The following is a 17,987-nucleotide window of genomic DNA, read 5'->3' as shown; positions in this document are numbered from 1 at the left end:
GCGAAGAGAGTTTTGCGAAGGATCTTTGGCGAAACCTCCGTGCCCTACGATGCCTCGGGAGACGGAGAGGCAACCCATGGAGACAAAGCGTCAAACCCGCGACCAGGAGACCCGATTGGGCGTCGGCATCGGCTGGCGGCCCGAGATCGACCTGGCCGTGGAGCGGCTCGAACGCGTCGACTGGGTCGAAGCGGTCGCCGAGAACCTCTGCCCCGACCACCTGCCGGAGTCCGTGCAGGCCTTGCGCGCCCGCGGTGTGCCGGTGGTCCCGCACGGCGTCTCGCTCGGGCTGGGCGGCGCGCACGAGCCCGATCCGGGGCGGCTGAGCGCGCTCGCGGCCACCGCCGAGGCGCTGGACGCGCCGCTCGTCACCGAGCACCTGGCGTTCGTCCGCGCCGACCACGAGGGCCGCACGCTGGAGGCCGGGCACCTGCTGCCGGTGCCGCACACCCGGGACGCCCTGGAGGTGGTGGTCCGCAATGTGCGGGCCGCGCAGCGCGAACTGCCCGTCCCGCTCGCGCTGGAGAACATCGCCCCGCTGATCGCCTGGCCCGGCGACGAGCTGACGGAGGCCCAGTTCCTCGCCGAACTGGTGGAGCGCACCGGGGTGCGGCTGCTGATCGACGTCGCCAACCTGCACACCGCGCACGTCAACCTGGGCGTCGACCCGGCGCGCGAGCTGGACACGCTGCCGCTGGACGCGCTCGCCTATGTGCACATCGCCGGGGGCGTGGAGCGCAACGGCGTCTGGCACGACACCCACGCGCACCCGGTGACCGAGCCGGTGCTGGAGGTGCTCGACGAGCTGTGCCGGCGCACCTCGCCGGACGGGGTGCTGCTGGAGCGGGACGCGCAGTTCCCCTCGCCGCGCGAGCTGGGGGCCGAACTGGACGCCGTCCGCGAGGTGCTGACGCGCCATCCGGAGGCGGCGGGCGGCGGCGCGGCGGAGGCCGCCCCCGAGGAGCCGCCGGCGGCGGACGCGTCCCGGGACATCACCACCACCATCCGCATCACCACCGGCCGCCGCGACCGCCTCGCCGAGCGGCAGGGGGCGCTGCTGGCGTCGCTCACCACGGGGGCGGAGGCCCCCGAGGGGTTCGACGCGGAGCGCCTCGCCGTCCAGCGCAAGGCGCTGGGCGACAAGCGGCGCGAGGTGCTCGCGAAGTCCGCGCCGGGGCTCGCCGAGGCGCTCGACGACGGCTACCCGGACGCGTTCGCCTCCTACGCGGCCGAGCACCCCCTCACCGGCACCGCCCGCGAGGACGCCCTCGCCCTCGCCCGCCACGCCCTCGCCGGGGGCGGCACCAAGCTCCCCGACGACCGCCGCCGCGCGGTCGCCGCCTGGCTCCGTGAAACCGATGCCCCCCGCCGCGGAACCCTGCGCCGGGCCCGCCGCGTCTGGCGGAGTGTCACGGAAAGGCGCCGCTGACGCGTCAGCACCGGCAGAACGGGGGACGGCAGCCCATGGAGACCTCCGCCGAGCACTTCGCCCACCGGGCAGGCGGGCCCGCCCGCGTCATCGACACCGCCGTCGTCCGGCTCCACCTCGCCGGGCGGATCACCGTCACCCGCACCGCCCGGGTGACCGTGCACCACGACACCGTCGCCGCCGACTCCCCCGCCCTGGACGCCGTGTTGGCCGCGGAGGCCCGGGGACGCCGCTCGGTCTCGCTGGCCGCCCTGCGGGCGGCTGCCGCGGACTGGCCCGCCGTGGACGCGCTCCGCGGCGTGTCACGGCGGGAGCTCCGCGCGCTGCGGCGGCAGGCGCCCTGGGAGGCCTCCCCCGAGGAGGACGGGCCGCGGGTGCTCAAGGTCGCCGTGCTGGGCGTGCGGACGGGCCTCACCTGGGATCCGCGGCTCCGCGCGGTGCTGCTCGGCGGCGACTGCGCGGACAGGGCGCGGCGACTGGTCGGCCAGGCGCGGCGGGCCGCGCGGCCGGCGCGGACGGTGGGCCATGCGTCGCGGGCGGACGAGCTGCTGCTGAGCCATGCGGCCGATCTCGGACACGACCAGCAGCAGTGCGGCGGCGCCTCGCACCACGGCTGACAGAACGGGGAGAACCACGGATGGACACCACCACGCTTGCCTGGACGGGCGGCGAAGTCGGTTGTGCGGCGGCGGTCCTGGCGGCCTGGGCGGCCGGGCGGCTGCCGCGCCGGCCGGCCTCGGCGGAGGAGCTCGCCGCCGAGGAGTACGCCTATCTGACCGGCGGGCCCGCCCGGGTCGCCGAGGTCGCGCTGGTGCGGATGCAGCAGGCGGGGCTGATCGGCGTCAGCCGGGCGTCCCGCGTCACCGTGCACGGCGACGCCGACGCGGACGACGTTCCCGCGGTCCACGAGGAACTCGTCGCGGCGGCCAGCGGCAAGCGGGACGGCGCCACGGTGGCCCGCGTCCGGGAGGCGGTCGCCGCGGGACCGGCCGTCGCCGCGCTGCGCGGGGCGCTGGCCGCCCGCGGTCTCGTCCACGGCGAGCGCCCCGACGCCGCGCACCGCCGCTGGACGGCGCTCGCCGCGGCGGGCCTCGCCGGGCTGGTGGCCTGCGGGGTGCTCGGGACGGTCCTCCCGTCCGCGTCCGCGCCGCGCACGCCGCTGCTCGCCGTCGGGGCGGTGCTGCTGTGCGTCTCGGCCCTCCTGGCGGTGCGGCTGGCGCGGGCCTCGGGACGGCCCACCCGGGAGGGCCGCGGCGCGGTCGGCGCCCTGCTGCGGAGATCCCCGTGGACGGGCGCGTCCGAGGTCCCGGAGAAGAGGGAGCGTGCCCGGCTGCGGACGCTCCGCGTCGCCGCGCTGGGCGTCCACGAGGGCCTCAACTGGGACGCGGCCCTCGCGGCGGCGCTGCTCGGCAAGGACTACCGCGCCCCGGCCGGGCGCCCCGTCGGGCGCGCGCAGCGCGCCGGCGGCGCCGGGGGCTACGCGTCCTGCGGCTCGCCCTCCTCATCCCATCACCACCATGGAGGAGGAGGCGGCGGCCACCACAGCTGCGGAGGCGGCGGCCACCACGGCTGAACCCGGCCCCCACCGCGCCGGACAGAACCTGGCGGAATGAGGTACCAGCGCCCGGAACGCCGAACCCCGGCCCCCACCGCGCCGGACAGAACCTGGCGGGTGGGGTGCCGGGGTTCGGGGCGGCGAACCCCGCGCCGCGCGAAGCCGGAACCCCGCGCCGCGCGAAGCCGGAACCCCGCGCCGCGCGAAGCCGGAACCCCGCGCCGCGCGAAGCCGGTGCGTCAGGCGCGCGCCCTGCGGCGGCGGGCCAGGGCGTAGCCGGCGCCCACCAGGACGACCGCGCCGCCGACGCCGCCCGCGACCGGGGCGGCCGGGAACGCGCCGCCGGGCGCGACCGCCGCGGCGTCCTGGACGTTGGCCAGCGGGGTCGGCTTCGACGCCACCGTCTGCCACGAGCCGCGGCCGTGGTGCACCGACGCCACCGAGCCGTCGTCCTTCAGGATCACCTGCTCGTCGCTGGGCCGGCGGAAGTCCAGCATCGAGTCGAGCGAGTTCGCGCGCTGGTCGAACGACGCGTCACCGATCCGCCCGGTCCGCCAGTTGTCCTCGATGAACCGGGTGATCGAGGCCTGCTCGGTCGCCGTGTGGTCCACGTGGTTGGTCCTGCTGAACGGCGAGATCACCAGCAGCGGCTGCCGGGTCCCCGGGCCGCAGCGGTCCGCGTACCCGCCGGCCGCCGGACGGCCGGACTGGCACATCGCGCTGTCGGTCGTCTTGCCCGATCCGGAGTCCGTCGCGGAGTCCTTGGAGCCGTTCGTCACCGGCGAGACGACGTGGTCGTACCAGCCGTCGGAGTCGTCGTAGGCGACGACGATCGCGGTGTCCTTCCAGTACTTCGACTTCTCGATCTCGTTGATGTACTTGACCAGGAAGTGCTGCTCGTCCGTCGGGTCGGAGTAGCCCGCGTGCCCGTCCTGGTACTCCCCCGCCTTCAGGAAGCTGACGGCCGGCATGTTGCCGGACTTCAGCGCCGAGTCGAAGTCGGTCAGGTCGTAGTTGTGGTTCGCCCGGCCGCTGTGCCCGATCTCCGCGACGCTCTTCGGCGCCACGTGGTGCGGGTTGGCCGTCGACTTGTAGTAGGCGAACGGGTTGTGGTGCGGGCTGTAGTCCTTCACGGCCGCGCCGCCGACGTTGGTGTGCGTGGTGTCGCACTTGGCGTAGGCCGAGGAGGAGCCGTCCCAGGCGGTGCTGGGCCGGAAGCCGCCCTGGAACCAGCCCCAGCTGACCTGCTTCTGGTTGAGCAGGTCGCCGACGTTCTTGCCGGTCATCCCCAGCAGGTCGGACTTGCTGGAGTGGTCGCTGTTGGAGCAGTCGTCGTAGACCGGGTCGACGTCGCCGCTGAGCGTGCCGACGCCCTTGGCGTTCGGCGTCTTGATGAACGAGTCCGGCGTCGAGGTCTGCGTCGGGTCGGTCGTCGAGGTGGACGTCATCGAGACCGCGCCGTGCGTCTGGCCGGAGACCAGGTTGAGCGCGCCGGGCGTGGACGGGCCGAACGACGAGCTGAAGGAGTTGTCGTTGAGCGTGTAGTGCTGCGCGTAGTTCCACAGCCCGGTGACGGTGTTGCCGTCGTAGTAGTCCATGACCAGGCCGGGCTCGCCGAACAGGTCGCCGGAGCACTTGCCCGAGTCGGTGTTCTGGACGTACTGGTCGGCCTTGCCGCCGTTCGCCGCGTACTGCTCGGGGGTGTAGGAGTGGTTCTGGTCGCAGGTCATCGCCTGCGAGGAGGAGAGCCGCTTGGGCAGGTACTGGTTGGGGTTCTTCGCCAGCAGGTTGTTGCTGACCAGGTTGTTCGTCCTCGGCGTGTGCTTCGCCGCGGTGAAGGCGGTGCCGTCGGTGTTGGCGGCCTTCGGGTAGGTGGCGAAGTAGTGGTCGAAGGAGATGTTCTCGTCGAAGAGGACGACGACGTGCTTGACGGGGGTCGTCGTCCGGTCGGACCCCCCGTGGCCCTGGTGCGAAGACGCGAGAGCGGGCGTGGTGCCGCCGGCCGCCGCGGCCAGCGCGACCGCTCCGGTGAGGGCGGCCCAGCGGGCTGCGGTGCGGCGCAGGCGCCGACCGCGGCCTGATGCGGTGCCAGTTCCGGCCTGTCCGGCCATTGCTGATCCTCCTGGGGTGTCCGATGCGTTGCCAGGCAGATGTTCGACCCGGCACGGCTCGCGGTGGCGGCCGCACGGTGACGTGCGCATGAACAGCTGACGACGCGTGTCATGCGCCGCCGGTCGCGCCGAGCAGTCCGCGGCCGTACCAGTCGCGGGCGTCCCGGACGCCGGGCAGTGCGAAGAAGTACCCGCCCCCGAAGGGGCTGACGTAGTCGACGAGGGGCTCGTCCGCCAGCCTGCGCTGCACCGTCTCGAACTGCCGGTCCAGGTCCTGCTGGTAGCAGAGGAAGAGCAGGCCCATGTCGAGGTTGCCGTTGGAGTCGGTGCCGAGGTCGTAGTTGTAGGCGCGGCGCAGCAGCCGCTGGTCCGCGGTGGCGGCGGTGCGCGGGTTGGCGCGCCGCATGTGGCTGTCCAGGGGTATGACGTCGCCCTTGGGGTCGTCGACGTAGCGGGGGGCGTCGAACTCCCGGTTGCCGTCCAGGGGGGCGCCGTTGTCGCGGCGGCGGCCGAACATCCGCTCCTGCTCGGTGAGGCTGACGCGGTCCCAGAACTCCACCAGCATCCGGATCAGCCGGACCACCTGGTAGCTGCCGCCGGCGGTCCAGGCGGGCTCCTTCGACTGCCCCGCGGCCACCCAGATCAGACGGTCCATCAGGGCGTCGTCGGAGGTGCTCGGGTTGGCCGTGCCGTCCTTGAAGCCGAGCAGGTTGCGGGGTGTGCCGGAGGGGCGCGGCGGGCTGACGAAGCCGTCCATCCGCCAGCGCACCTGCATGCCGCCCCGGGTGTGGCGGGCCAGGTCGCGCAGCGCGTGCACCACGGTGTCGCGGTTGTCGGCGCAGAGCTGGAGGCTCAGGTCGCCGTGGCACCACTCGGCGCGCAGGTCGTCGTTGGGGAAGGTGGTCATCGGCCGGAGCCGGGCGGGCTTCGCCCGGGCGAGGCCGAAGCGGTCGTCGAAGAGGGACGAGCCGACGCCGAGGGTGGCGGTGAGCCGGTCGGCGGGGACGGCGGGGCCGAGCACGCCGGAGTCCGCGGGCGGCGCGGTGATGCCCAGCTCGGCGGGGGCGCCGCCGGCGGTGAGGAAGCGGGTCCGCTCCGTCAGCGTCCGCAGCAGCTCGCCGAGTTCGGCGCGCGACCCGGCGGTGACGTCGAACGCGACCAGCGCGGTCGCCTTCGGCGCGGGTGTGGTGATGCCCGCCTGGTGCGCACCGTGGAACGGCACCGCGGCCGGGGCGCCGGCCGCCTCGGCGGCCTGCACCGGCGCGGCCACGGCCGCGGTGGCCGCGGCTCCCAGCAGAAACCCACGTCGACCCAGGCGGCTCATGCTCTCCTCCTCGTACCCGCGCGCCCCGCGAGGGGCGCGGCGAACTGCTCGAACGACCACATCCCGACCGCGACCTGACCGGCGGCGAGGCGCCGCACCGCGCTCACACCGTCCGCCGCGGATCGCAGAGCGCGGCGACGTCCGCCAGGCGCTCCACCAGATCCCCGAACGCCGCGTCGACGCGCTCCCGCTGCGGCTGCGTCAGCGCGTCGACGTCCGCGCGCCCGTGCAGCAGCCGCTCCGTCGCCGCCAGCCGGGTGTACGTCGCCGCCAGCCCCGGATCGCGGTCCGCCAGCACCGGCTTGAGGAAATCCAGCGCCACCCTGGTGCCCTGCAGATTCGCCTCCGCCGTCGCCAGGTTGGAGTGGCTGCCGTAGTCCGTCCGCCCGGTCAGCTCGAACTGGACGGTGTTCTCGACGATCTCGTGGGCGCGCAGCCCCAGGTCGAGCGGGTCCATCCGGGCCTGCGCCCAACCCTTGCGCAGCGCCGCCGCGTCGGAGGCGAGCCGCGCCGCGGGCGCCCGCAGGGAGCCGGCCGGTGCGCCGCCCCACAGCCCCGCCTCGATCCGGTGGAAGCCGGTGAAGCCGGGGTCGCGGGCGCCGCCCTTGAGGCCCGCGGCGGTGCCGTTGATCTTCGCGTCGGCGTCCCCGAAGGTGCCGTACGCCGCGCCCATCCGCTCGTAGAGCAGATGGCCGGCGAGCCAGTCCCGCTTCGCGGCGGCGAGGTCGCCGCCGTCGATGTCGGCCTTGAGCGCCGCGGTCTTGGTGACCAGGTCGCCGGTGCGGGCGCCGATCCACTTCTGGTAGGCGATCGTCGGCGGGATCAGGTCGTGCTCGGTGACCGGCAGCGCCGCCGGCCCGCCCGTGCCGCCGCCGGAGACCTTCACCACCGGGCCGTTGACGGCGGAGCCGTCGTCGGGGAGGCAGCGGAAGTGGTAGCTGCCGGCGCCGAGGGTGACGCGCATCGGCCGGGTGGTGCCGGGGCCGATGCCCTCCACCTCGGCGTGGACGCGGCCCTGCGCGTCCATCAGATAGGCCTCGGCGGAGTTGGTGTCGGTGTTGCGCAGCCGGAAGGTCTGCGCGCCGGCGTGCGGCTTCGCCCAACCGCGGCCGCAGCCCACCGGGTTCACGGTGACGCTGGTGCCGGCGCTCGCGGCCGGCGTCCGGTCCGGGGAGCAGCCGGCGGCGAGGGCCGCGGCCGCGGTCGCGGCGACGGCCGCACACCACCTGGCGGTGGGACGCACGAGGGGACTCCCGGGGGTCGTGGGGAGTGACGGGGGGACGCCCCGATGTTAGGCAACCCTCAGCACGCAAAACGCCCCAATTCCGGCACCCGGCCGGAGTGTTGGCCCCCTGTTCACCACCCCGTCAACACCGGCGCCCCGGCGCCCCGCGTCCCGCAACGCGAGGACGGCCGGGGCCCCGGGGCGAAGGGGCGCCGGGCGAAGGCCCGGCGAACCGCGGAGCCCGACTACGCGAGCCCGTCCACCAGCTCGGCCACGGACTTCCGCTTCCCCGTGTAGAACGGCACCTCGAGCCGGACGTGCCGCCGCGTCTCCGAACCCCGCAGGTGCCGCATCAGGTCGACGATCCGGTACAGCTCGTCCGCCTCGAAGGCCAGCATCCACTCGTAGTCGCCCAGCGCGAACGACGCCACGGTGTTCGCCCGCACGTCCGGGTAGTCCCGCGCCATCTTCCCGTGCTCGGCGAGCAGCTCGCGCCGCTCCTGGTCGGGCAGCAGGTACCACTCGTAGGAGCGGACGAACGGGTAGACGCACACATACCCGCGCGGCTGCTCGTCGGCGAGGAAGGCCGGGATGTGGCTGCGGTTGAACTCCGCCGGCCGGTGCAGCGCGGTCTGCGACCAGACCGGCTCCAGGCCCCGCCCGAATGCCGTCCGCCGGAAGCGGTTGTAGGCGTCCTGCAGCGCGTCCGCCGTCGGGGCGTGCCACCAGACCATGACGTCCGCGTCCGCCCGCAGCGCGGAGACGTCGTAGGTGCCGCGCACCACCACGTCGTCCTTCTCGCGCGCCTGCGCGAAGACCGACTCGACCTCCTCGGCCCAGCCGCCGCGCTCCTCCGGCTGCACCTCGCGCAGCCGGAAGACCGACCACATGGTGTACCGGATGGTGTCGTTCCACTCCCGGATCTGCGCGGCCTTGGGGTTGTTGCCGGCCTGAACGTCGCTCATGTCTCTGCTCTCTCTACCTCTGGCCCTCGTGAACCTCTGACTTGTCGAAAGCGTCCGCGATCCGCCCCGCCGCGGCCCGCGCTCCCCCGATGCAGGCGGGCACGCCGACGCCGTCGTACGCCGCCCCGCACACCTCGATCCCGCCCAGCGCGGCCACCCCGCGGCGGATGCGCGCCGCCGACTCGGGCTGCCCCACCGGGTACTGCGGGAGGCCGCGGTGCCAGCGGGTCACCGCGGTGTCCACCGGCTCGGCGGCCAGGCCGACCGCGCGCCGCAGATCGGCGCGGGCCAGCGCGACCAGCTCGGCGTCGTCGCGGCCGAGGTCGCGCTCCTCGCCGTGCCGGCCGACGGAGGCGCGCAGCACCACCGTCCCCGGGTCCTGGGCGCCCACCCAGGCCCACTTGTTGGCCGAGAAGGTGGACGCCTTGATGGTGCGGCCCTCCACCGGCGGCACCAGGAACCCGCTGCCGTTGAGCGTCCCCTCCGCGATCGCCCGGCCGCGGAAGGCCATGGTCACCAGCGCCATGTCGGCGTACTCCACGGCCGCCAACTCGGCGGCGGCCGCGGGCGCGTGGCGCTCCAGCAGGACGGCCGCGGCCGGCGCCGGCACCGCGAGCACCACCGCGTCCGCGGCCAGCTCGCGGGCGCCGTCCGGGCCCTCGGTGTCCAGCAGCCAGCCCCGGCCGCCCGCGGCGCGGCGCAGCCGGGTGACGGCGATGCCGGTGCGCAGCTCCGCGCCGTCCCGCGCGGCGAGCGCCTCGGCGACGGCCTGCGGCAGCCGGCCCAGCCCGCCCCGCACGCCGGTGAAGACGGGGGCGGGGGCGCCGCCGGCCCCGGCCTGCTGGGCGCGGGCCGCCTCCAGGTGCTTGCCGACCGCCTCCAGCAGCGAGCCGCCCTGCCGGGCGAGCGCGTACAGCTGCGGGATCGCGGCCTGCAGCGAGATCCGGTCGGCGTTGCCGGCGTAGACGCCGCCGAGCAGCGGCTCCACCAGCCGGTCGACGACCTCGCGGCCGAGCCGGGCAGCGACGAACTGGCCGACGGAGACGTCCCCGTCGAGGGGGGCGGCGGGCAGCCGCGGCTCCAGCGCGATCCGCTCCAGGCCGGCCGCGGAGAGCACCCCGGAGGCGGCGAGCGCCGCCGGGTCGGCGGGGACGCCCATCAGATGGCCCTTGGGCATCGGCCGCATCGCGCCGCGCGACCAGATCGCGGAGCCGGTGGTGGCGGGCGGCTCCAGCGCGTCGCCGAGGCCGACCTCGCGGGCCAGCCGCACGCCCTCCGGACGCCGGGCGATCATCGCCTCGGCGCCCAGGTCGACGGTGACGCCGCCGACCTCGCCGGCCCGCAGCTTCCCGCCGACCCGCGCGGACGCCTCCAGCACGGTGACCGCGACCCCGCGCCCGGCCAGCTCCCAGGCGGCCGCCAGCCCGGCGATCCCGCCGCCGACGACCACCACCCGCGCGCTCATGCCGCGCCCTCGCCGACCGGTCCGCGGCGCATGGACACCCCTTACCTCTCCGTCTGCTCGTGCACGTACGCGACGAGCCGCGTCAGCGCCTCCGGGTCCGTGTTCGGCATCACGCCGTGCCCGAGGTTGAAGATGTGGCCCGGCAGCCCGGCCGCGTCGTCCAGCACCCGCCGCGCGTGCTCCCGCACGACCTCGTCCCCGGCGAACAGCACCGTCGAGTCGAGGTTGCCCTGCAGCGGCTTGCCGCCGCCGATCCGGCGCGAGGCCTCGTCCAGCGGCACCCGCCAGTCGACGCCGACCACGTCCGCGCCCGCCTCGGACATCAGCCGCAGCAGCTCGCCCGTGCCGACGCCGAAGTGGATGCGCGGCACGCCCGTCGCGGCGACCGCCTCGAAGACCGACCGCGACGCGGGCAGCACCAGCTCGCGGTAGTCGCGCGGGGAGAGCGCGCCCGCCCAGGAGTCGAAGAGCTGCACCGCCGAGGCGCCGGCCTCGATCTGCACGTTCAGGAACACCGCCGCGATGCCGGCGATCCGCTCCATCAGCTCGCGCCACAGCTCGGGCGCGCCGTACATCATCGCCTTGGTGTTCTCGTAGGTGCGCGACGGCCCGCCCTCGACCAGGTAGCTGGCGAGGGTGAACGGCGCCCCGGCGAAGCCGATCAGCGGGGTGCCGCCCAGCTCGGCGACCGTCAGCCGGACCGCCTCGGCGATCGGGGCGACCATCCCGGGGTCGAGCGGGACCAGCCGGTCCAGGTCGGCCCGGGTCCGCACCGGCTTCTCGATGACCGGGCCGACGCCCGGCTTGATGTCCAGCTCGATGCCGAGGGCCTTGAGCGGCACCACGATGTCGCTGAAGAAGACGGCCGCGTCCACGCCGTGCCGGCGCACCGGCTGCAGGGTGATCTCGGTGGCCAGATCCGGCCGGAAACACGACTCCAGCATCGGGACGCCGCGCCGGGCCTCGCGGTACTCGGGCAGCGAGCGCCCGGCCTGGCGCATGAACCAGACAGGGGTGCGCCGCACCGGCTCGCCCCGGCAGGCCCGCAGGAAATCGGAGTCCGCGAGGGCGGCGGGCACGCCGTTCCGGACCGTGGCGCTGTGGTCACTCACGCCTTCGATCCTCGCACGGCCGGGGGTGTGCTCATCCCGACAGCGTGTCGCCGGACGGGGGACGGCCCCGCGGGACCTAACATTCCGTCATGGCAGCGGTCAGCGGGAGCTTCGGCGAGATGGGCGGCCCGGCGGAGGGGCCGGCGGCGCCGGCGGCGTTCCGGCGCGCGGTGGAGTCGCTGCGCGCGGGCGCGCTGCGCCCCGAGGTCGCGGCGGAGGTGATCCGGGCGCCGCGGCGGCTGGCGCCGTTCTCCTTCGCGGTGTCCGGCGAGGTCGGAGCGGCCGAGGACGGCGACGGCGACGAGCGCGGCGACGACGGCGGGCCCGGGATCGGGACGGCCGACGGCCGGCTGATCCTGCTCCACGACCCGGACGGCCAGGACGCCTGGCGCGGCGAGTACCGGGTGGTGGTGCTGGTCCAGGCCGACCTGGAGCCGGAGCTCGCCTCGGACCCGCTGCTGCCGGACGTCGGCTGGTCGTGGCTGTCGGAGGCGCTGGCGGCGCGCGGCTGCGCCTACGCGGAGCCGAGCGGGACGGTCTCGCGCAGCTCCTCGCACTTCTTCGGCGGCCTGGCGGGCCGGGATCCGAGCACCCGGATCGAGATCCGCGCCTCGTGGACGCCGCTGGCGGCGCCGCAGGCCCCGGAGGGCGTCCCCGAGCTGGGCTGCCACCTGGCGGCCTGGGGCGAGCTGCTCTGCGCGGCGGCGGGCCTGCCGCCCGTCCAGGAGGGGGTCATCGCGATGCCCCGTCCCGGGCGCGGGCGCTGACGGCGGCTCTGCGGGGGCGTCCGACCCGGCGGTTGGGACGCCGCGCCCGGCGCGGATTGGCCGGAAATCGTTGTTGCGCGGGATGACCGGCCGTCAGTTCGGCTGCCCCGCACGATCGTTTGGGATCGCACGGCGCCCGTTGGACGCCGTTTCATGCCGGTCTGCGCTCGCTTGAATGCGATGTTATGCCTAAGATGCCCCCATCTGGCCGAATATTTCCCAAACAAATCGCCCACTTCCCCTAAAGGCGGGAAGTGATGCTGCCGAAGCTGAGAGTGTCTCTTTCCATCACGATCGCCCCGAATGCCCCATCGGTCGCGATCGCCATCCCCAGGAGGCGCCTGGTGTCGGTCCTTCTCGAACAGTCCGCAAACTCGCTTCCCTACCGGCCCACCAAGCCCACCGCGATGGTCGTCGTCGCCGACCCGCGCGTCCGCGGCTCCGTCACCAGGCACCTGTGGGCGCTCGGCGTCCGCGATGTCATCGAGGCGTCCTCCATCACCGAGGCCCGTCCCCGCGTCGCCGCCCCGCGCGACCTGTGCGTGGCCGATGTGCACCTGCCCGACGGCTCCGGGCTGACCCTGCTCGCCGAGACGCGCGCCGCGGGCTGGCCCAACGGCCTGGCGCTCTCCGCGGCCGACGACGTCAGCGCGGTGCGCACGGCGCTCGCCGGCGGCGTCAAGGGCTACGTGGTCACGGGGGTGCGCTCGTCGCTCTCCCGGCCCGGCCAGCACCGCGTCGGCGGGCAGCCGATCAACCCGCTCACCGCGCGGGCCCGCCGCCCCGGAACCAACCCGGGCGCGGTCGGCTCCACCGGGATGCAGCCGCCGCCGGAGGGCTACCGCGAGCTGTCCGGGCGGGAGGTCGAGGTGCTGCGGCTGGTGGCGGAGGGCCAGTCCAACAAGGCCATCGGCGTCTCGATGGGCCTCTCGGCGCTCACCGTCAAGTCCCACCTGGCGCGCATCGCCCGCAAGCTGGGCACCGGCGACCGGGCCGGGATGGTCGCGGTGGCGCTGCGCACCGGCATCATCCACTGACCGCCCCGCTGATCGCGCCGCGGAGGAACGTTTCGCTAGGCCGGTCGCGCCGCCCGCGGCGCGGCCCGTCGACACAGGCATCCGGTCAGGTGGACAGGAGCCCGTAACCTGGGAGGGTGACGGACGCCCGCGAACGACGAGACGAAAAGACCAGCACCTCCCCCGCACCGGGTGCCGAACCGGCGCCCCCCGCCTCCTCGGCGGTGCCCCTCCTCGAACCCCGCGAAGGCATCCCCCCCGTCACCGCCGACCCCGCGGCCCTCGACCGCGTCGTCGCGGCCTTCGCCGGCGGCACCGGCCCCGTCGCGGTGGATGCGGAGCGCGCCTCCGGCTACCGCTACGGCCAGCGCGCCTATCTGGTGCAGCTGCGCCGGCAGGGCTCCGGCACCGCGCTGATCGACCCGGTCGCCTGCCCCGACCTGACCTCCCTCAACGCGGCCCTCGGCGATGCCGAGTGGGTGCTGCACGCCGCCAACCAGGACCTGCCCTGCCTCGACGAGCTGGGGCTGCACCCGGCGCGGCTCTTCGACACCGAGCTGGCCGGACGTCTCGCCGGCTTCGCCAAGGTCGGGCTCGGCACCATGGTCGAGCAGGTGCTCGGCTTCCTGCTGGAGAAGGGGCACTCGGCGGTCGACTGGTCGACGCGCCCGCTGCCCGAGCCGTGGCTGCGCTACGCCGCGCTCGACGTGGAACTGCTGGTCGACCTGCGCGACGCGCTCGAGGACGAGCTGGGCCGGCAGGGCAAGCTGGAGTGGGCGCACCAGGAGTTCGCGTCCATCGCCCTGGCTCCGCCGCCGGCCCGGCGGACGGACCCGTGGCGGCGCACCTCGGGCGTCCACAAGGTGCGGCGCAGGCGGCAGTTGGCGGCGGTGCGCGAGCTGTGGAACACCCGCGACCGGATCGCCCGCCAGCGCGACCTGTCGCCCGGGCGGGTGCTGCCGGACGCGGCGATCATCGCCGCGGCGCAGGCGATGCCGAAGGACACGGCGGCGCTGCAGGCGCTGCCGGGCTGGGGGCAGCGGATGCCGCGGGGGCGGCTGGAGCAGTGGCAGGGCGCGGTGGAGCGGGCCCGGATGCTGCCGGAGGCGGGGCTGCCGCCGGCCACCGCGGCCCCGACCGGGCCGCCGCCGCCGCGGTCCTGGTCGGAGAAGGACCCGCAGGCGGCGGCGCGGCTTGCCGCGGCGAAGGCCGCGGTGGCGGCGCTGGCGGAGGAGCGGCACCTGCCGGCGGAGAACCTCATCGCGCCGGATCTGGTGCGGCGTGTCGCGTGGGCGCCGCCGGCGAGCGCGAACGGGGCGGGCATCGCCGAGGCGCTCGACACGCTCGGCGCGCGCCAGTGGCAGGTCCAGCTCGTCGCCCCCGTCCTCGCCCAGGCGTTCACCTCCCCCGCCTGACCCCTTTGCCCCTCCGCGGTCCCCGGGCGCGGGCCCGGCACCCAGGCGCGGGCGGCACCCCGTTCCCAATTGCGGTTACCCGCGAGTAGCATGGGCCTACGAACCCGCATCCACTCCGGAGGAGCGAGCACCGTGCCTCGTACCGTCAAGGACGCCGTCTTCGTCGACGGCGTCCGCACCCCGTTCGGCAAGGCGGGCCCCAAGGGCATCTACCACGAGACCCGCGCCGACGACCTCGTCATCAAGTGCATCCGCGAGCTGCTCCGCCGCAACCCCGGCCTGCCGCCCGAGCGCATCGACGACGTCGCCATCGCCGCCACCACCCAGATCGGCGACCAGGGCCTGACCATCGGCCGCACCGCGGCGCTCCTGGCGGGGCTGCCCAAGACGGTCCCCGGCTACGCGATCGACCGGATGTGCGCCGGCGCCCTCACCGCCGTCACCACCTCCGCGTCCGGCATCGCCGTCGGCGCCTACGACGCCGTCGTCGCCGGAGGCGTCGAGCACATGGGGCGCCACCCCATGGGCGAGGCCGTCGACCCCAACCCGCGCTTCGTCTCCGAGAAGCTCGTCGACGAGTCCGCCCTCTTCATGGGCATGACCGCGGAGAACCTGCACGACCGGTTCCCGTCCCTCACCAAGGCCCGCGCCGACGAGTTCGCGCTGCGCAGCCAGGAGCGCGCCGCCAAGGCGTACACCGACGGCATCATCCAGCAGGACCTGGTACCCATCGCCATCCGCCGCACCGCGGAGAGCGCCGCCGCCACCGGCCTGCCCGCCGGCTACGGCCTGGCCACCGCCGACGAGCCGATGCGCCCCGGCACCACCCTGGAGGGCCTCGCCGCCCTCAAGACGCCGTTCCGCCCGCACGGCCGGATCACCGCCGGCAACTCCGCCGGGCTCAACGACGGCGCCACCGCCTCCGTCCTCGCCTCCGAGGACTTCGCGCGGGAGCACGGACTCCCCGTCCGCATGCGGCTGGTGCAGTTCGCCTTCGCGGGCGTCGAGCCCGAGGTGATGGGCTACGGCCCCGTCCCGGCCACCGAGAAGGCGCTCGCCAAGACCGGCCTGACCATCGACGACATCGGCGCGTTCGAGGTCAACGAGGCGTTCGCGGTCCAGGTGCTGGCCTTCACCGAGCACTTCGGCCTCAAGGACGACGACGACCGGGTCGACCCGTACGGCGGCGCCATCGCCTTCGGCCACCCGCTGGCCTCCTCCGGTGTCCGGCTGATGACCCAGCTGGCCCGCCGCTTCGAGCAGCGGCCCGACATCCGGTACGGCATCACCACCATGTGCGTCGGGTTCGGCATGGGCGCCACCGTCATCTGGGAGAACCCGCACTTCGACGGCAAGAAGGAGGCCTGAGCCATGACGGGAACACTGATCGAGCAGCTCCGCGCCAGCGGCGAGGCCACCTTCCCCGACGAGGTGGTGACGCAGGGCCAGGTGCGCCACCTCGACCTGCCGGGGGGCGCCGGGCGCCTCGCCCTGCTCACCCTCGACAACGGCTTCGACCACACCAAGCCGACCACCTTCGGGCCGCGCAGCCTCGCCAACATCGCCGAGGCGCTGGACGGCATCGCCGCCGACGCCGCCGCCGGGAAGATCAAGGCCGTCGCCGTCACCGGCAAGCCGTTCATCTTCGCCGTCGGCGCCGACCTCAAGGCCGTCGGCTCGGCCCGCGAGCGCGGCCAGATCGAGGAGATCGGCCGGGCCGGCCACGAGGTCTTCAGCAAGCTCTCCGACCTGCACGTGCCCACCTTCGCCTTCTACAACGGCGCGGCGATGGGCGGCGGCCTGGAGATCGGGCTCTACTGCGACTACCGCACCGTCAGCTCCGCGCTGCCCGCGATGTCGCTGCCCGAGTGCTTCCTCGGCCTGGTGCCCGGCTGGGGCGGCTGCACCCTGCTGCCCAACCTCATCGGGCCGGAGAACGCCGTCACGGTGATCATCGAGAACGCCCTCAACACCAACCGCCAGCTGCGCGGCCCGCAGGTGCGCAAGCTCGGCATCGCCGACGTCCTGCTGGAGCCGGCCGACTTCCTGGAGCAGTCGCTGGCCTGGGCCGGCCGGGTGCTGAAGGGCGAGGAGACGGTCGAGCGGCCGGAGATCGACCGCGGCGCCGGCTGGGACGCGGCGGTCGCCCGCGGCCGCTCCATCGCCGACGCGAAGGTCGGCGGCGCCGCCCCGGCGCCCTACCGGGCCCTGGAGATCATCGACGCGGCCCGCGCCGCCGTCCCCGGCGACGCCGCCGCCCGGCAGGCCGGCTTCGACGCCGAGACCGCCGCCCTCGCCGACCTGGTGATGGGCGACGAGCTGCGCGCCGGCCTCTACGCCTTCGACCTGGTGCAGAAGCGCGCCAAGCGGCCCGCCGGCGCCCCGGACAAGAACCTCGCCCGGCCGGTCGGCAAGGTGGGCATCGTCGGCGCCGGCCTGATGGCCAGTCAGCTCGCCATGCTCTTCATCCGCCGGCTGCAGGTCCCCGTCGTCCTCACCGACGTCGACCAGGAGCGCATCGACAAGGGCATCGGCTACGTCCACGCCGAGATCGACAAGCTGCTCGGCAAGGGCCGGATCAACTCCGACACCGCCCAGCGGTTCAAGGCGCTGGTCACCGGCTCGCTCGACAAGTCCGGCTTCGCCGACGCCGACTTCGTCATCGAGGCCGTCTTCGAGGAGATGGGCGTCAAGCGCCGGGTCTTCGCCGAGCTGGAGGGCATCGTCCCGGAGTCCTGCGTGCTCGCCACCAACACCTCCTCGCTGTCGGTGACGGACATGGCCGCGGAGCTGGCCCACCCCGAGCGGGTCGTCGGCTTCCACTTCTTCAACCCGGTGGCGATCCTGCCGCTGCTGGAGATCGTCCGCGCCGAGCGGACCGACGACGCGACGCTGGCCACCGCGTTCGCCGTGTCCAAGAAGCTGAAGAAGACCTCGGTGCTGGTGAAGGACGCGCCCGCGTTCGTCGTCAACCGCGTGCTCACCCGGTTCCTCGGCGAGGTGCTGCGGGCCGTGGACGAGGGCACCCCGGTGGACGTGGCGGACCGCGCGCTGGCCCCGCTGGGCCTGCCGATGTCCCCCATCGACCTGCTCGGGCTGGTCGGCCCGGCGGTCGCGCACCATGTGGCGGGCACCCTCGCCGAGGCGTTCCCCGAGCGGTTCGCCACCTCCGACAACCTGGGGCGGCTGGTGGAGGCCGGCAAGAAGGCCTTCTACCTGCCCTTCACCCACGACGTCGACCCCGAGGTCGCGGCGCTGCTCAAGGTCGGCGACACCGTGCTGACGGAGGAGCAGGTCCGGGAGCGGGCGCTGGCGGCGGTCGCCGAGGAGATCCGGCTGATGCTGGACGAGGGCGTGGTGGCCGCGGCGCAGGACATCGACCTGTGCATGATCACGGGCGCGGGATGGCCGTTCCACCTGGGCGGCATCACGCCGTACCTGGACCGCTCCGGCGTCGCCGAGAGGGCCGCCGGCAAGCGGTTCCTGGCGCCGGGGGTCGCCTCCGTCCCCGTCTGACCGCACGGTCGCCGCGGCGCACGGCCGCCGACCCGAGCCCCGGCACCCCATCCGAACGGCCGCGCCGACCGTGAGGTGGGGTGTCGG

14 protein-coding genes are annotated in these 17,987 nt (G+C 74.8%); 8 read left to right on the top strand and 6 right to left on the bottom strand.

Going from position 1 to position 17,987, the window contains the following annotated elements; translation table 11 throughout:
* Positions 1 to 76: 76 nt before the first annotated feature.
* The 3 genes from BIV57_RS21215 to BIV57_RS21205 are packed head-to-tail and all read left to right on the top strand — an operon-like array spanning position 77 to position 3,002.
* Positions 77 to 1,429: an MbnB/TglH/ChrH family RiPP precursor modification enzyme gene (locus BIV57_RS21215; protein WP_071658470.1), complete on the top strand. Its 1,353-nt coding sequence runs from the start codon at positions 77 to 79 to the stop codon at positions 1,427 to 1,429.
* Positions 1,399 to 2,046 (top strand): TIGR04222 domain-containing membrane protein, encoded by a 648-nt coding sequence (locus BIV57_RS21210; protein WP_336447090.1) that lies wholly within the window; start codon positions 1,399 to 1,401, stop codon positions 2,044 to 2,046. Before BIV57_RS21215 ends, BIV57_RS21210 begins: the two co-directional genes overlap by 31 nt.
* Before the next feature lie 20 nt (positions 2,047 to 2,066).
* A complete protein-coding gene (locus BIV57_RS21205; RefSeq protein ID WP_071658468.1) occupies positions 2,067 to 3,002 on the top strand; it encodes a TIGR04222 domain-containing membrane protein in 936 nt (311 codons plus the stop codon).
* A 221-nt stretch (positions 3,003 to 3,223) separates the two neighbouring features.
* Here BIV57_RS21205 and BIV57_RS21200 read toward each other — a convergent pair whose 3' ends face one another.
* From BIV57_RS21200 to hemE, 6 genes are all read right to left on the bottom strand, one after another.
* Complete coding sequence (locus BIV57_RS21200; protein ID WP_071658467.1) at positions 3,224 to 5,095, bottom strand: phospholipase C; 1,872 nt, start codon at positions 5,093 to 5,095, stop codon at positions 3,224 to 3,226.
* Between the two features lie 109 nt (positions 5,096 to 5,204).
* Positions 5,205 to 6,419 carry an iron uptake transporter deferrochelatase/peroxidase subunit gene (gene efeB, locus BIV57_RS21195; protein ID WP_071658466.1) on the bottom strand — a complete coding sequence of 405 codons (1,215 nt, stop codon included), beginning with the start codon at positions 6,417 to 6,419 and terminating at the stop codon, positions 5,205 to 5,207.
* A gap of 103 nt (positions 6,420 to 6,522) precedes the next feature.
* On the bottom strand, positions 6,523 to 7,662 hold the full coding sequence (locus tag BIV57_RS21190) for an EfeM/EfeO family lipoprotein (protein ID WP_071658465.1): 1,140 nt from the start codon (positions 7,660 to 7,662) through the stop codon (positions 6,523 to 6,525).
* Between the two features lie 227 nt (positions 7,663 to 7,889).
* Positions 7,890 to 8,609: a hydrogen peroxide-dependent heme synthase gene (gene hemQ / locus BIV57_RS21185; protein ID WP_071658464.1), complete on the bottom strand. Its 720-nt coding sequence runs from the start codon at positions 8,607 to 8,609 to the stop codon at positions 7,890 to 7,892.
* A gap of 13 nt (positions 8,610 to 8,622) precedes the next feature.
* Positions 8,623 to 10,074: a protoporphyrinogen oxidase gene (gene hemG / locus BIV57_RS21180; RefSeq protein WP_175548819.1), complete on the bottom strand. Its 1,452-nt coding sequence runs from the start codon at positions 10,072 to 10,074 to the stop codon at positions 8,623 to 8,625.
* 41 nt (positions 10,075 to 10,115) lie between these two features.
* Positions 10,116 to 11,186, bottom strand: a complete 1,071-nt coding sequence (hemE, locus tag BIV57_RS21175; protein ID WP_071658463.1) for a uroporphyrinogen decarboxylase — start codon at positions 11,184 to 11,186, stop codon at positions 10,116 to 10,118.
* Between the two features lie 89 nt (positions 11,187 to 11,275).
* Between hemE and BIV57_RS21170 the strand changes: the two genes are divergently transcribed.
* From BIV57_RS21170 to BIV57_RS21150, 5 genes are all read left to right on the top strand, one after another.
* Positions 11,276 to 11,953, top strand: a complete 678-nt coding sequence (locus BIV57_RS21170) for a DUF3000 domain-containing protein (RefSeq protein ID WP_079170553.1) — start codon at positions 11,276 to 11,278, stop codon at positions 11,951 to 11,953.
* A gap of 344 nt (positions 11,954 to 12,297) precedes the next feature.
* A complete protein-coding gene (locus tag BIV57_RS21165) occupies positions 12,298 to 12,990 on the top strand; it encodes a response regulator transcription factor (RefSeq protein WP_071658462.1) in 693 nt (230 codons plus the stop codon).
* A 116-nt stretch (positions 12,991 to 13,106) separates the two neighbouring features.
* Positions 13,107 to 14,384 carry an HRDC domain-containing protein gene (locus BIV57_RS21160; RefSeq protein ID WP_071658461.1) on the top strand — a complete coding sequence of 426 codons (1,278 nt, stop codon included), beginning with the start codon at positions 13,107 to 13,109 and terminating at the stop codon, positions 14,382 to 14,384.
* Positions 14,385 to 14,516: 132 nt separating this feature from the next.
* On the top strand, positions 14,517 to 15,752 hold the full coding sequence (locus BIV57_RS21155) for a thiolase family protein (protein ID WP_071658460.1): 1,236 nt from the start codon (positions 14,517 to 14,519) through the stop codon (positions 15,750 to 15,752).
* A gap of 3 nt (positions 15,753 to 15,755) precedes the next feature.
* On the top strand, positions 15,756 to 17,900 hold the full coding sequence (locus tag BIV57_RS21150) for a 3-hydroxyacyl-CoA dehydrogenase NAD-binding domain-containing protein (RefSeq protein ID WP_071658459.1): 2,145 nt from the start codon (positions 15,756 to 15,758) through the stop codon (positions 17,898 to 17,900).
* Positions 17,901 to 17,987: the final 87 nt, after the last annotated feature.

The organism is Mangrovactinospora gilvigrisea (assembly GCF_001879105.1).
Classification (GTDB): domain Bacteria; phylum Actinomycetota; class Actinomycetes; order Streptomycetales; family Streptomycetaceae; genus Mangrovactinospora; species Mangrovactinospora gilvigrisea.
Note: the sequence above shows the minus strand (reverse complement) of the source record. Positions and strands in the feature narration are given on the sequence as shown.